Annotated in this window: 9 protein-coding genes and 1 pseudogene; 8 read left to right on the top strand and 2 right to left on the bottom strand. The window is 62.0% G+C overall.

Annotated features, from left to right (window positions below; translation table 11 throughout):
- Window positions 1-272 precede the first annotated feature (272 nt).
- From HYG77_RS15180 to HYG77_RS15165, 4 genes are all read left to right on the top strand, one after another.
- Entirely contained in the window at window positions 273-743 is a 471-nt protein-coding gene (locus HYG77_RS15180; protein ID WP_244461327.1) for a cupin domain-containing protein, read from the top strand.
- 47 nt (window positions 744-790) lie between these two features.
- Window positions 791-2299: a CoA-acylating methylmalonate-semialdehyde dehydrogenase gene (locus tag HYG77_RS15175; protein WP_109325607.1), complete on the top strand. Its 1509-nt coding sequence runs from the start codon at window positions 791-793 to the stop codon at window positions 2297-2299.
- Complete coding sequence (locus HYG77_RS15170) at window positions 2296-2766, top strand: hypothetical protein (protein WP_244461326.1); 471 nt, start codon at window positions 2296-2298, stop codon at window positions 2764-2766. The genes HYG77_RS15175 and HYG77_RS15170 overlap by 4 nt, the downstream gene beginning before the upstream one ends.
- Window positions 2767-2939: 173 nt before the next feature.
- Window positions 2940-3809, top strand: a complete 870-nt coding sequence (locus tag HYG77_RS15165) for a mycofactocin-coupled SDR family oxidoreductase (RefSeq protein ID WP_208963125.1) — start codon at window positions 2940-2942, stop codon at window positions 3807-3809.
- A gap of 145 nt (window positions 3810-3954) precedes the next feature.
- Here HYG77_RS15165 and HYG77_RS15160 read toward each other — a convergent pair whose 3' ends face one another.
- A complete protein-coding gene (locus HYG77_RS15160; RefSeq protein ID WP_208963124.1) occupies window positions 3955-4629 on the bottom strand; it encodes a TetR/AcrR family transcriptional regulator in 675 nt (224 codons plus the stop codon).
- Window positions 4630-5211: 582 nt separating this feature from the next.
- Here HYG77_RS15160 and HYG77_RS15155 point away from each other — a divergent pair.
- The 4 genes and pseudogenes from HYG77_RS15155 to HYG77_RS15140 all read left to right on the top strand — a co-directional run bounded on the left by HYG77_RS15155 (window position 5212) and on the right by HYG77_RS15140 (window position 12800).
- Window positions 5212-6729 (top strand): long-chain fatty acid--CoA ligase, encoded by a 1518-nt coding sequence (locus HYG77_RS15155; RefSeq protein ID WP_208963123.1) that lies wholly within the window; start codon window positions 5212-5214, stop codon window positions 6727-6729.
- A gap of 344 nt (window positions 6730-7073) precedes the next feature.
- Window positions 7074-7997 (top strand): hypothetical protein, encoded by a 924-nt coding sequence (locus HYG77_RS39620; protein ID WP_244461325.1) that lies wholly within the window; start codon window positions 7074-7076, stop codon window positions 7995-7997.
- Window positions 7994-9118 (top strand): annotated as a pseudogene (locus tag HYG77_RS15145) (transposase); the annotation flags it as partial. The gene HYG77_RS39620 and the pseudogene HYG77_RS15145, both read left to right, overlap by 4 nt.
- A 403-nt stretch (window positions 9119-9521) precedes the next feature.
- A complete protein-coding gene (locus HYG77_RS15140; protein ID WP_208963122.1) occupies window positions 9522-12800 on the top strand; it encodes a protein kinase in 3279 nt (1092 codons plus the stop codon).
- A gap of 90 nt (window positions 12801-12890) precedes the next feature.
- On the opposite strand, the gene HYG77_RS15135 is transcribed toward HYG77_RS15140, so the two are convergent.
- Window positions 12891-14171, bottom strand: coding sequence for a lipase family protein (locus HYG77_RS15135; RefSeq protein ID WP_244461324.1), 1281 nt, complete (start codon window positions 14169-14171; stop codon window positions 12891-12893).
- Window positions 14172-14533: the final 362 nt, after the last annotated feature.

The following is a 14533-nucleotide window of genomic DNA, read 5'->3' as shown; positions in this document are numbered from 1 at the left end:
GTCGACTAATGCGCACCGGCTGTCTTCCCAGCACTGGCCCGCCCCGCTATCGCCACTCTGAGCTGCCCGTTCTCCATTAACCGACATAGTGTTGACTCTTCTCGACTGTGAGTCTAATCTCAAAAATGTCCGAGCCGTGACGTCACTCATCACCACGGCAAGCAACGAAAGGGACCCTCATGGTCACGAAGTCCGATGTCGACCAGATTCAACCCACGACAAACCGAGACGGCGAGAGCTACGTCTCCCACCGCAGCGATGTGCATTTCAACATGACCGGCGACTTCATGACCGGTGTGGATTTCTGGATTCATGCGACCGGTGAAACCACCAATGGTCAGCTGATCATCATCGAGACCAACTGGGTCCGCGGAACCGAGCCGGTCTGGCACATCCATCACCGCGAAGAGGAAGGCTTCTTCGTGATGGACGGTGAAATCAAGATCCACACCGAAGCCGGGTCCTACAATGCCGGCGCAGGTCAATTCGTTTGGGGGCGCAAGGATCAGCGGCATACCTACGAGGTAGTCGGAGAAGAGGCGAGGATTCTTGTGATCTTCGTTCCGGGTCCCGAGAGCAGCGGATTCGAACCTGGCGGCGGCATCGACAAGTACTTCTACGAAGCGCGCGATCGCGAATTGCGCACTCCGGAACAGCTAGCCGCAGAGGTTGAGAATCTCAAGACGAACTATGGCTTGGAGATGTTCCCAGAGTTGCCGCACCCCCGGGACACCAAAGCTTAAGCGGCCACAAAGCAATCAACTCGCCTCTTCGTGACTATGGAGTTTCTGTGACTACAAACGATGTCCATCTTGCAACGGTGCCGCACTGGATCGCTGGCGCCCCCTCCGGCTCGACGAACGGTCGGAGGTCGGAGGTTGTCGATCCAGCCACGGGTCACGTACTGAGGCTTGTTGAGCTGGGAGGCGCTGCTGTCGTCGACGCGGCTGTCACCAGCGCCCGAAGCGCTGCGGGGGCCTGGGCTTCGACCCCGGCCCCCGTCCGCGCGACGACTCTCCACCGCTTCCGCGCCCTGATGCTTGAACACAGTGAAGAGCTTGCATCGATCATCACCTCGGAGCAGGGGAAAACCCTCGCAGACGCGAGAGGGGAGGTCGCCCGTTCTGTCGAAGCTGTCGAAGTTGCGATATCTGTAGTGCAGCACCTCAAAGGTGAGTACGCAGAACAGGTCTCCAGAGGAGTCGACACATACTCGTTCCGCCAGCCGCTCGGAGTGTGTGCTGGTATCACCCCATTCAACTTCCCCATCATGGTGCCGGTGTCAATGTTCGCGGCCGCGATCGCCTGCGGTAACTCGTTCGTGCTCAAACCGAGCGAGAGGGTGCCATCCGCCTCGGTGCGGCTGGCGCAACTGCTCGCCGAAGCCGAGCTACCCGACGGTGTCTTCAACGTCGTGCACGGGGGCGTTGACGCGGTGAACGCGTTGATCGAACACCCGGACGTCGCTGCCATTTCCTTTGTGGGCTCCACGCCGGTTGCGCGTGAGATCTACAGCCGATCCGCCGCTGCCGGCAAGAAGGTTCAGGCACTGGGTGGAGCGAACAACCATATGGTTGTCATGCCTGACGCCGACCTGGACGCAGCGGCGGATGCTCTGGCGTCGGCTGCATACGGCGCCGCCGGTCAGCGATGCATGGCCGTGCCCATCGCGGTAGCGGTGGGAGAAGTCGCGGACGAGCTAGTTGCCAAGACCGCTGAGCGGGCCACAGCCTTCCGTACCGGACCGGGGAATGTGGAAGGCACCGACATGGGGCCGCTCATCTCAGAGGTCGCCATCGAACGAGTCAGAGGTGCGTTGGAGGCGGCACCTAGCCAAGGCGCAAATGTCGTCGTAGACGGCCGTGTCAACCTAACGTCCGAGGCCGGCTATTTTATCGGCCCGAGCTTAGTCGACAACGTAAGCGTCGACAGCGACCTCTATCAGAAGGAGGTGTTCGGACCGATTCTGAGTGTGGTGCGCGTCGATGATCTCGACGAAGCACTTCGCATTGTGAACGCCAGCCCATATGGCAATGGTGCGACCATCTTCACCGCAAGTGGAGTGGCCGGTCGCCGGTTCGCTCACAGCGTCCAGGCCGGAAGCGTTGGGATCAACGTTCCCATTCCAGTTCCGATCTCTTGGTTCGGATTCGGAGGTTGGGGCGACTCGCGATTTGGCGATGACGGGCTCAACTACGATGCATATCGCTTCTACACCAAGTCCAAGGTGGTCACCCAACGTTGGACTGAACCCCGAATGGGCGTGTCTCCTCATTTCGTCGCCGCGAGGCATCAATGACGATGATCAATCGCTCCCCATCCTCGCCTTCCGAAGATGCTCGGGAAGGAAGCGCTCCGCGGCTGGATCATGTGGGGATACTTGTCCGCGACCTCGAGTTGGCCACCACACGTTGGCAGAGCAGATTCAACGTCAGCATCGCGCATACTTTCGAGGCACCCTCTCTCGCCATCCGCGCGACGTTTCTCGCCATAGCGTCGGCCAATATCGAGCTGTACACCATCGACGATCCAAAGGTTCTCGATCTCGCGCTGGGCCGAGCCTCGGCAAAGCTCGACCACATTGCGTTGCGGTTCGACGGAAACGCGCGAGAGCTCGATCTAGCTGGATGCACGATCCGCGGGCCCGGACGACCGGACCCGATCGGAGCTCCTTTTCTCATCGCCGACTCAGAGCATGTATGGACGGAGCCACCTGGAATCGACGTACTGCTACAGCTCATAACCCCGACCGAAAGCACACCATAGCGCTGCGAACGCTGGCTCCCGAGTGCCTTCCACCATTTGTGAATGTGGGGTGAGAAACCGGGACCAGAACTGCACCGCGAGTTGGCAATTCAATGTAGACAAGCGGCCACCCGGTACGCCGATCGACCGGGAAGCACAACCAATCCGATTCACACTCACAAGAGGAGAGACCAATGGGACGCATGGACGGAAAGGTCGCCCTGGTAACAGGTGCGGCACGTGGAATGGGACGGGCACACGCAATCCGGCTCGCTGAGGAGGGCGCCAATATCCTCGCCATCGACTGTCCGCCGGACACCGGGCTCCCGTACCCGACCGGATCAGCTGATGACCTCCAGATCACAGTTAAAGAGGTAGAAGCACTGGGACGACGAATCATTGCACACGAGGGAGATGTCCGGAAGCAGTCGTCGCTCGACAAACTGGTTGCTGATGGCGTCAAGGCATTCGGTGGTCTGGACGTTGCGGTCGCCAACGCCGGGATCTGGACCGTACACCCGTTCCACGATATCCCTGAAGACGAGTTCACAGCTGTTCTGGACGTCAATATCACCGGAGTGTGGCGCACCTTGAAGGCAGTGTCGCCGGCGATCAAGGAACGGGGCGGCGGTTCAATCATCGTTACCTCTTCCGGCAACGGCGTGGAGGGATCACCCCATTACGCCCACTATGTCGCGTCGAAGCACGGCGTTATAGGGCTGGCGAAAAGCGCTGCGCTCGAGTTTGGTCAGGACGGAATCCGAGTCAATATCTTGCTCCCAGGGCCGACTGATACTCCAGCCCTCGACTGGCAGGGCGGATATGATCTCTGTGCAGGTAAAGGCCCCGGTCAGGGTGTGAAAGAAGACCTTGAAGGCGCGAAGTACTGGTCTACCCTTCGCGATGTCGGGTTGCTCCCACCACGGGCCATGAGCGAAGCGGTGCTTTGGCTCGCGTCCGACGAGTCTCGTTGGACAACCGGACTCGAGATGCACGTTGACGGTGGCCATATGCTTATGCCAGGACTGAATATGGCAAAGATGGCCGCCGATCAACCGCAGTAACAACTCGACGTACCTTCAACTGGAAGAGAACACACTTCCTGAAGGCTCGCATTTTCCATGCGAGACAAAGCTGAATAGAATAAATCGATCGCAGCGAACCGGTATTTTTTAACCAGTTCGCTGCGATTGCACTGAACGACCCGAACTAATCGGTCTTCGAACGGCCTCTCCATTCCAAACCAAATACCGTTCTGAGCCACACTGTGGTGACCGTCTCAACCATGTCTTCGGTGCGAATTGCATTCTCGCTTCGCATGCTCATAAGTCCCAGGTTTCGTTCGCCCATCCACATTAGCGCTGCCGCCAGTGAACGAGCCGGTGGCCCATCAATAGCCACACCCGTAGCTCTGTCGCGCTCGATCGCAGCGGCCGCGGCATCGATAAAGCGACCCAGTATTTTGTCCCACTGGGCCTGCAAAGTGGGTTCGGCCGCCGCTGCATCACCGACCTCGCGGAGTACATGTCCATGCCGCTCCCACACGACCATGACCTCCGACACTGCATGCTCAATGGCAGCCTCTGGAGAAATTCCAGGAGGTCGCTCGAAGATCATCGATGATGCAGTGAACACATCGGCAGTCACACTCGATAGAAGCGCCGAGAGAACCTGCCATTTAGATTCGAAATAGAAATAGAAGGATGAACGCGACAACCCCGCCCTCTTGGCAAGGTCGTCGATCGACACGTTTCGTAACGGCTCGGTGCGCAGAATCTCGTAAGCACCCTCGAGGATTGCTTGCTCGCGCATGTCACCCTTGAGATTGCGCCTACCCGTCCGAGGTTCGGATGCGTTGAGACCGTTTGAGAACGAAGTCGCCATGGCTACAGACTAGGCTAGATCAACCTGCAAATGTAGCCGGGGGCATGACGTCCGTACACGATATGCACCGCAGCATCGCCCGAGACGGCCGCTCGGATTGCACGGCAGTTCGGTAAAACAATCAGGGCGAATTCCCAGGTCCGTCTTGACCAAGTTGGCATGCCGATCCGACTTAATGTTCATGTAGCAAGTCGACGACCGGTGCGAAATTGGTGACGCGGCACCCATTACGCGATTCGACCCACGTCAGCCTATGAGCCTTGCGTGCAGGGCTCGTGGCCCGCACGAGCGTCACCCATCGACGGCACAGCGCCACGTCGACCCTCCTCCCCATTACATGGGCAAACATCTGGCTAAGTATCTCGACTGCACGTTGATCATACTCGACGCATCGTCTATATTGTACGTACGTGAACCGCGACGGGCAATGTTCATCGGCACGCCCGCGCAACCCGCTCGCGGGGTATCTCGTAACTCGTAATTCAGGTCGGTTCGCTCACTTGCGCGACGGTCCCTCATGTCCCGAAGCGCCGGCGCATCCGTAGCCTCCTGACGCCACGCCAATCCAGGAGAAGTCGTTCGATGTCATCAAATCTCGCAAACAATCTCGTCGAGACTGCTCGGCAACTAGGCGATCGACCCGCGATCCGGCTTGATGAAACCACCTTGAATTACTCAGAGTTCCACCGTGCCGCTGCGGCAGTGGCGGGCGACCTGCATTCGCGAGGTACTCGATCCGGCGATCGGGTCGGCATCGTACTGCCGAACGTCCCTGCGTTTCCGATCATCTTCTACGGGATTCTGATGGCGGGTGCCGTCGCAGTTCCGATCAACCCCATGCTCAAGGACCGGGAGATCACATATTACTTGGAAGACTCTGGGATGGCTCTCATCTATGGCTCGCGATCTCGCGGGGATCTGGTTGCGAAAGCCGCACTAGCAAAGAAGATTCCCGCGCTCTTGGTCGACGACCGTGGTCCGAGTGACGCTGATCTGACCGGGAACCCGATCAATGAACCTGTGGAGCGTAGCCGCGACGACACCGCAGTTCTTCTCTATACCTCTGGGACGACGGGAAGTCCTAAGGGAGCGGAACTCACTCACGAGAATATGTCGACCAATGCTTCGACGACTGCCGAGACTCTGATTCGAACCGGGCCCAATGACGTCATCTTGGGGTGCCTGCCACTGTTCCACGTGTTCGGCCTAACCTGTGGACTGAATGCCGCGGTGAAGTCAGGAGCCCTCCTGACTCTGATCCCCAAGTTCGATGCGGAATCAGCCCTGCGTGTCCTGATTCGAGATGAGGTTACAGTCCTCGAAGGGGTCCCCACCATGTACTCCGCGATGCTCAACTCTCCCGACGCCGACTCCGCCAAGCTATCCCATCTCCGCTGCTGCATCGTAGGGGGAGCGCCGATGCCTGTCGAGGTCCTCAAAGCGTTCGAACGAAAATTCGAATGCGAGATATACGAGGGGTACGGACTTTCTGAAACCGCACCCATTGCTTGCTTCAACCAACCCGGATACCCACGCAAAGCTGGCACGATCGGGATTCCCGTGCGCGGATGCACGCTGCGACTAGTCGACGACGACGACAACGAAATTGTGGGCTGTGATGAGGCAGGAGAAATCCAAATCCGCGGTGAGAACGTGATGAAGGGATACTGGGCTCGTCCGGCTGCCACCGCGGAGGCCATAAGCGACGGCTGGTTCCGTACAGGAGACATCGCCACACGAGATAGCGATGGCTACTACAGCATCGTTGATCGAAAAAAGGACATCATTATTCGAGGTGGTTACAACGTGTACCCACGCGAAGTGGAAGAGGTTTTGTACGAGCATCCAGCTGTTGCCGAGGCAGCTGTTGTAGGTATCAAACACACGCATCTCGGGGAACAAATCGGAGCTGCCGTATCACTCAAACGCGGAGCGCAGGTCGAGCCGTCTGAGATAATCGAGTTCGTTCGCGCCAGGCTCGCCGCGTACAAGTACCCCCGGCAGATTTGGTTTGTCCCTAGCCTCCCAAAAGGACCGACCGGCAAAATTCTTCGCAGGCAAGTTGAGCCGCCCGCCGTAGTCTCTCAACAGTTGACGTAGTCTCTGATACCTCCTAATCCTGTCTGCTACTCTCCGTTTCATGTGAATGGGTGAGGCCGCGGTGTAGCTGAAGTGTCAGTTGTGGGAGTTCGCAAGGCCGCGTCGGAAGGCCGCTTGCCCTCACGGGGTACAGGGTTCCGGTCAATGAGTCTTCGATCGCGCTGACCTCGACGCCTACCTCGGCCGATCTGCCACTGACAACGCTCCGGTCGACCGGGTGGAAGCGTTGTACTGCCGGGTGTCCGGCTCGACTGGGCAGGAGTCCCCGCTCGCTAATCGGGAGAAGATGTTGCGCGAGAGCGCCACCGGAGTCGTGTATCGGGTGTACAAGGATCGCGGTTCGGGTGCGGGAAACGCGGGCAGGGTTGGACCGGATGCTCGACGACGCCGCCAACGGTCACTTTCACGGTGGTGCGGGTGATGTGGCGGGATCGGTTGGCCAGGTTCGGTGTCGCGTGGATCGAGGCTACTTGTCGGTGGTCGGGGTTACGGTCGAGGTCCTGCGGGAGCAGGGCGACACATCGGTGGGGGAAGTGTTGATCGATGACTTCATGGCGTTGCTGGCGTCGTTGTCGGGCCGGTTCTATCAGTTGCGGTCGAGGCTGAATCAATGCCGTCTTCTCGGCCGATGCGGCAGCACGGTTTGCGGGGGTAATCCGATGAAGACGGTGGACACGCAGAAGCGGCAGCGAAAAGAAGTGGTCCGCGCCGATCGCGTGCTGTGTCAGGTGCGGGTCGTGGGCTGGCTCGGAATTCGCGGGCACTACATCGCTGCTGCGATGCGTGCCAGCGACATTGCCACACCGCTGGACATCAAGACCGCAAAGGGTGGGGTCGGTGGCACCGAACCAGCGCCGGACTGGTTCGCCGAACTGCTCGCCGAGAAAGCGGCCCGCACCGCGCACCGCGCACCGCACCGCAGCGCAGCGAAGAAAGCTCAGCCCCTCACAGACGCACAGGCGGAAGAGCTCCGCACCGACCGGGTGTATCAGCTGCTCGACGCCGGGAAGCTGCGGCTCAACGACGAGGAGATGGTCACCGTCGACGACGTCGTGTTCCGTGCGTCGAAAGACCTCGTCGAGGGAGCTGTAGAGGAAGATCTGTGTGCGGGGGAACTGTCGGAGTTGCGGGTGGTCGGAGTGAACCCCCACGATGACCGTACTTGGTGGGTGCACGCTGGACCTTGCGAGGGAACGGGAGATTGCTGCTGTCCGAAGAATGAGGCACCGCGCGCATCGCTGACTGTGGTACTCGGCGGGGCGAGGTGACCGTTGCCGAGGCCGGATGTACCGTGCCGCGCCAGTTCTCGTACACGACCCGCCCGTACGCGGCGGTCGACGACGCTACCGGCGCCTCGCTCGGGCTCGACGACATCGATATTCGTGTGCGGTGGCTGCTCGAGTTGATCGGCGCCGCGCAATCGGAGTTGATGTTCCGGCTGTGGCAACCGGCCACCTTCGATGCCCTCGCTGCCGGACGTGACGGTCAAGACCGGAAGCTCCCGATGCAGGGGCATGTCGCTGCGGCGCGTCTGGGGTGGAACCCGACCTACCCCACCGATGTGTACGTGCCCTCGCGGGTGACCCGGGTGGCCACCGCCCAGGCGATCGGCACGCTGCGCACCTTGGCGTACCGGGATACCGCGATTAGTTCCCTGTCGGCCAGGTTCGACCCGGCTACCGGCCGACTGGCGCCGCCCACCACGGCCGGCGAGTGTGTGCCGGCCGGCTTCGCGCGCGGCGTGGTACGGCAACTCGCAGCGCGCTCGCGCGGCACTGGAAGCGGGGGTGGTCCCACCACGTGCTTGCGGATCACCGACGTGCAGGGACCGCCGCAGACGTCGGTGATGGCGAGGCTTTCCGCCGCCGATCACCAACTCTCGCAGATCACCGTCGCAGACGGTGTGATGGTGTTGACGCTGAAACTTCCCACACATGAGGCCCCGACAGGTCGGGCGCAGTGGCGGCGGGTCCGGTTGATCGCCGCGATCCCACCGCACCTGCACAGCAGAGCAATCACGGAGTGGCATCTGCCGACTCTCGTCCTCGACCACCGAGGTGTGCTGCTGCGCTGCGCTGCCACAGAACAGATACCCACTGCTGATCTGAACGCGGCAACAACCGCGGTGGGAGTGGATTGGTCACCGGCCACCCTCGGTGCCGCCGCGATCGTCACCGAACGCCCGGACGGGTTGGTCTCGGACTACCGGGGCTTCACCTATGACGACCGGGGCCTGGGTATCGAGCTGGCCCGCCTGCAAGCGGAAGGTCAACGCCTGCACCGCAAGGCCGCACGACTGACGCGGCTCGCTGAGACCGCACCACCCGAGGTGCGCGCCGACCTGGAAGAGAAGATCGCGGTCCTCGACGCCCACCGCACCGCGGTTGGTGGGCCCGGCACGCCCGTCGCCAGGCGCGGCGCCACACGCAGGCCGACTGATCAACCGCACACCCTTCCGCGCCACACGAACTGATCGACCGCAGCTGCGGGTCAGTATGGCGGGACGGGGTGGCGTGTCGATGTACCCTCCTCCGGCGGTTACCAGGCCACCCCGGTGTCCCCGCGGGTCGAGCTGCGCCGCGCCCCGCCCTGGATCGTTCTTTTGACCTGCTGGTCTTGGCGATCCTTATCGACGAAAGCCGGGGATCAACCCGCAGCTTCAACGTCCTGTCGGCCTTTCAGTCCTCACGACATCGAGGTGCGGCGTCGCCTAACTCTGCGCGGGTCGAAGTTGGGACGAGTAACTTCGAGTGGGCAAACAATCGACACGGTTCGGCAATCCGAGGGCCTTCATGATGGAGTTTGATCCCTTCGCTACCCGTCCGGATGTGGCCGGGTCGGTCGTCGCGGACTTGGCGGCGGCTGGGTTCGTCGACGCCGCGGAAATCGGCCGCGGGGGCTTCGGGGTCGTGTACCGCTGCCGGCAGCCCGCGCTCGATCGCACCGTGGCCGTGAAGGTGCTGACCGGGGACCTCGACGAGGACAGCCGTGCGCGATTTCTGCGTGAGCAGCGTGCCGCGGGCCGGCTGACCGGCCATCCCAACGTCGTCAACGTCCTGCAGGTCGGAGTCACCGAACACGACCGGCCGTACATTGTCATGCCCTTCTATGCCCACGACTCTCTCGATGCACGCATCCGAAGACGGGGTCCGCTGACGCTGGAGGAGGTGCTGCGCGTGGGCGTCAAGATCGCCGGTGCCCTCGAAGCCGCGCACGGCCTCGGCATCCTCCATCGCGACGTCAAGCCGGCCAATATCTTGCTCACCGATTACGGTGAGCCCGCGTTGACCGACTTCGGTATTGCGCACATCTCGGGCGGGTTCGAAACCACCGCCGGAGTTGTGACCGGATCGCCGGCCTTTACAGCACCCGAGGTCATTGCCGGTGGCGCACCGAGTCCGGCCGCCGATGTGTACGGTCTGGGCGCGACCGTGTTCGCCGCCGCCACCGGGCATGCTGCGTTCGAGCGCCGGAGTGGTGAGCAACTGGTCGCCCAGTTCGTCCGGATCACCACCGCGCCGACGCCGGACCCGAGAGAGCACGGCATCGCCGACGATGTCAGCACCGTGATCGAGGCCGCGATGGCAATTGATCCTGCCGGTCGCCCATCCGTTGGGGAACTGGGCCAGCAGCTGCGGCGCCTGCAACGCGAGCATGGCTTTCCGGTCGACGACATTGCCGGCCGCACGTTTCACGACGAAACCGACAACAGCGCCCCCAGTCACACGCCACCAACGCAACCATCCCACGATGATGCGCCGCGAGCCCCGCATCCGGGCCGCACCGGGGCGCTGCCGCTGGAGTTGACCAGCTTCATCGACCGTCGGGAGGAGACGGCGAAGGTCGCTAGCTTGCTGTCGACGGCCCGCATGGTGACCTTGACCGGGATGGGAGGGGTGGGCAAGACCCGACTGGCGCTGCGAGTCGCAGATCGAACGCAATCGCGTTTCGCTGATGGTGTGTTCCTGATCGAGCTGGGCGAGCTGCGCGACGACTCGCTTGTCGTCAACCTGGTGGCGGATGCGCTGGGTCTCCGAGACCGAGCTGCGAGGCCACTTCTCGAGGTCCTCACGGAATTCCTTGCCCCGCACGAAGTGCTACTCGTTCTGGACAACTGCGAGCAGGTGGTCGACGCGGTCGCGAAACTCTCCGAAGCGCTGCTCCGCACCAGCCCGGGCCTGCGGATGCTGCTGACCAGCCGGGAGCCGATCGGTATCAGCGGCGAAATAGCGCTACCGATCGCCCCGCTTGCGGTACCCGACGCCGACCATCTGCCGAGACGGTTGCCCGGCAACGACGCGTTGGCACTGTTCGCCGAGCGGGGCGCCGCGGTCATGCCCGGCTTTGAGGTCACCGGCGACAACAAGGTGACCATCGCCCGGATATGCCAGCGCCTCGACGGCCTGCCGTTGGCGATCGAGCTGGCCGCGGCGCGACTTCGGGCGATCTCCCCGGAGGAGATTCTGCAGCGACTCACCGACCGCTACCGGTTCCTGACTCGCGGACGCAGAGACGCTCCGTCGCGGCAACAGACCCTGCGGATGTGCATCGACTGGAGCCATGACCTGTGCACACCCCTGGAACAACTGATGTGGGCTCGTCTGTCCATGTTCGCAGGTAGCTTCGAACTCAATGCGGCCGAGCAGATCTTCGGGCAGGACCCGACCGTTGACGATTTCCTGGACACCGTCACCTTTCTCGTCGACAAGTCGATTCTCATTCGAGAGCAGTCGGCTCCGGTCGCTCGGTTCCGGATGCTCGAGACGGTGCGCGACTACGGTCGGGAGAAGGTCCGTTCCGGCGCCGACTACTCCGAGCTGCGCATCCGATACAGAAATTGGTACGTGCAGCTGTCCCTGGACGCCGAGGCTGACTGGGTCGGCCCGCGGCAACTCGAGTGGCTGACACGATTGGTCGCCGAACTGCCGAATTTACGACAGGCACACGAATATTGTCTCTCCGAAGACCCCGAGTCCGGGCTTGGCATGGCCGCAGCGCTGTTCCCTCTCTGGCTATCGCGCGGTTTGTTGACCGAAGGACGGCGCTGGATCGATCGACTATTGGCTCTGTCGCCCCGCACCGTAGGCGTTGACCGCGCTAAAGCAATACTCTGGGCCAGCGTGATGGCGGGAGTGCAGGGCGACCTGCAGGCCTCGACTATCCTCATCCACGCCGGACGGACGCTCGCCGATCGATCGGCCGATCCTCTGCTGCAGGCGCACATCGACCTTGCCGAAGGTTACCGGGCCCTGTACGGCGGCGACGTCGACTCTGCACAAGTCCATTTCGAAGCCGCACGACCAACCTACGCCGCCGTGCCGAGTGCACTTGCCCTCCACATCCTCTTGTTGCAGGGTCTCGGGTTCGCGTACGAGTTGCTCAATCACACGGAGCGCGCCATCGAATGTTACGAGAGTGCACTCGCGGTCACCGAAGAGCGCGGTGAAGCAGTGCATCGGTCGTATTTGCTGTGGGCCCTGGCCGTGGTGGTGTGGCGACACGCCAATACGGAGCGGGCGAACGACCTACTCCAACAGGCACTTCGCGCTGCTCGGAAAGTCAATGAGCGGCTCGTCATCAGCATGTGCCTACAGGCACTCGCGTGGATCGCGGCCGAGGAAGGTGCTTTCGAACGAGCCGTAGTGTTGACCTCAGCTGCAGAGAACCTGAGCAATGCCATGGAGAGTTCCCCGATCTTCGTCTCTGGGTTGGTCCAGTACCGCGAGAGATATGAACGGGATACACGGAGGGAGCTGAGCGAAAAGGAATTTGCCGCAGCTCAAAGAAAAGGGAGCAAGCTGGGAGTGGAGTCCGCGGTCGCCTACGCACTCGGTGAGCAAAGTCCGGCGTCATACACACCGACCACTGGACAGGCCGGACCGACTAAGCGGGAGCGTGAGGTCGCCGAGCTGGTCGCCGAGGGGTTGACCAATCGAGAGATAGCGTCCCGCTTGACGATATCTGTGCGTACCGCACAGGGGCACATCGAACACCTTCTTGCCAAGCTGGGCTTCACCTCGCGTGCCCAGATCGCTGCATGGGTAGTGGAATCACGGCGAACCATGCCCTGACACACTGTGGTAGGGACGCTCAGTCTCTACAGGCGCCCGGAAATTCGTGACGTAGGTCGTTCAGCGCCGATAGCCGAATCGGCCAGCGTGTCAATGGTTGAACCGGTCGATGAGCCATTGCACAGCGGTCGGATTGTCGAGGAGAAGTCCGGCCCCATGCCCCGCGACCCCGAGCTGCGGTAGCAGCGGAGGCGTGTCGAGGTGCGCCACGGTTACGTCGGCGCCCGCACCACGCCAGGCGTTCTCCAAGCCGTAGGTGTCCGCGGCGGGGGTGACGTCGTCGTTGACGTTCTGAGCGAGGAGAACGGGATCAGCGGGGGCTGGTGTGCCCAGGTTGAAGCTGTCGAGAACGGCCCGGATCGCGGGATTGGCTTGCAGTTCGTCGATGATGGGTCGGCCACTGACCGTCAACGAACTGGTGGGCTGATAGGCATGGAGTAGGGCGTTCACGTTGCATTCGGTTGCGGTGCGGTGCAGGAAATCGATCCCGTCGGAGTTGAGCATCGTGATGACGGCATCCGTGAATTCCGGGTGGCTGGCCAGCAGACCGTTGAGGAAGAACCCGATTACATCGGTGAGCGCTTTACCGTCGACGTTCGACAGGGTAGAGGCGACGTTCGCGGGCGGTGCGCCGACAACGGTGCCCGCGAGGTTGAGATCGGGAGCGTAGCTGCGGGCTAGTTGGGCGGCGCCACCGGCTGCCGAGCCGCCTTGCGAGTATCCCCAAATTCCTACCGGCGCTTGCGGTGTCGCCGCGCCGAGGCGAATGGCGGCGCGTGTTGCGTCAAGCACGGCGTGCGCTTCGGGTACCGGTTGCAGGTACGTGTGTGCGCCCGGGGTACCGAGCCCCTCATAGTCGGTGACCACGACAGTGATGCCGCGTGCCAGCAGCGACACGACGTCGAGAATGTATAAGTTGGGCATCGGTGTTCCGGCACCATCGATAGTGATGCCGTCGGCGATCAGTTTCGAGGGGGCGCAATTGTCGCCCGCGCCGATCGTGCCGAACGTATAGCTGACGAGGGGACGTGGCCCGGACCCAGACCACGCCGCGGTCGGCTCCAGAATCGTTCCGGTGACCGCGACCGGCGCGCCAACCGTGTCGGAGGAGAGATACATGATTCGGGTGGCGGACGCGGCCGGTACCAGGGCCGCCGATGGCGAACCACCCAGCGGGCGGAAGGGTTCGCTGCGGATCAGATCCCCACTGTTACCGGCGGGCAACGGATTCGGTGGAAGATAGAAATCTGCTGCGGCTGCGGCTGCGGCGGTTAGCGGTTCGGCCACCACTTGTCCAGCCGACCCGAACATGGCCACCGCAGCGAGCGTGACTGCCGCGGCGGTCACGGCGCGAAAACGACGACGATTCATCCGAACCCTCCTAGGGGGTATTGGTGATGTGGATCACAACTCTGGCATGGCTCGGTATAGGACCGAAACCCCCGAATGGGGGGCGCGGAGAACATCTGCTGCAGGCGATGCGCCGCGGTTCCAGGCATGCCGTGAGGAGGCCAACATTCTCTGGTAGCTCGGAGACGAGTTGGCGACGCAGCATGAGCATTCCGCGGCGCTCGCAGCTGCCGAGCATGAGCAACCGGTCCCGTGGTTGTGGTCACACCCAAGACCGATCACCAACGCCGAAAGCCTGGTCAGGAGAACGGCCGCTAGCGGGAGGGTTCCGTGGTGCACGCATGTGTAACGTTCGCATCGATCCCGGTTTTACGACGTGATTC

Origin of the sequence: Rhodococcus sp. ZPP (genome assembly GCF_017656075.1) — a bacterium.
In the GTDB taxonomy this organism is placed as follows: domain Bacteria; phylum Actinomycetota; class Actinomycetes; order Mycobacteriales; family Mycobacteriaceae; genus Rhodococcus_F; species Rhodococcus_F oxybenzonivorans.
The sequence above is the reverse complement of the archived record's forward strand: the minus strand, read 5'-3'. Positions and strand labels throughout refer to the sequence as shown.

Excerpts from the sequence above, each read along its gene's own strand:
- HYG77_RS15170 (WP_244461326.1), top strand. The coding sequence starts at position 2,296 with ATGACGATGATCAATCGCTCCCCATCCTCGCCTTCCGAAGATGCTCGG.
- HYG77_RS15180 (WP_244461327.1), top strand. The coding sequence starts at position 273 with ATGACCGGCGACTTCATGACCGGTGTGGATTTCTGGATTCATGCGACC.
- HYG77_RS15140 (WP_208963122.1), top strand. The coding sequence starts at position 9,522 with ATGATGGAGTTTGATCCCTTCGCTACCCGTCCGGATGTGGCCGGGTCG.
- HYG77_RS15160 (WP_208963124.1), bottom strand. The coding sequence starts at position 4,629 with ATGGCGACTTCGTTCTCAAACGGTCTCAACGCATCCGAACCTCGGACG.
- HYG77_RS15155 (WP_208963123.1), top strand. The coding sequence starts at position 5,212 with ATGTCATCAAATCTCGCAAACAATCTCGTCGAGACTGCTCGGCAACTA.
- HYG77_RS15165 (WP_208963125.1), top strand. The coding sequence starts at position 2,940 with ATGGGACGCATGGACGGAAAGGTCGCCCTGGTAACAGGTGCGGCACGT.
- HYG77_RS15135 (WP_244461324.1), bottom strand. The coding sequence starts at position 14,171 with ATGAATCGTCGTCGTTTTCGCGCCGTGACCGCCGCGGCAGTCACGCTC.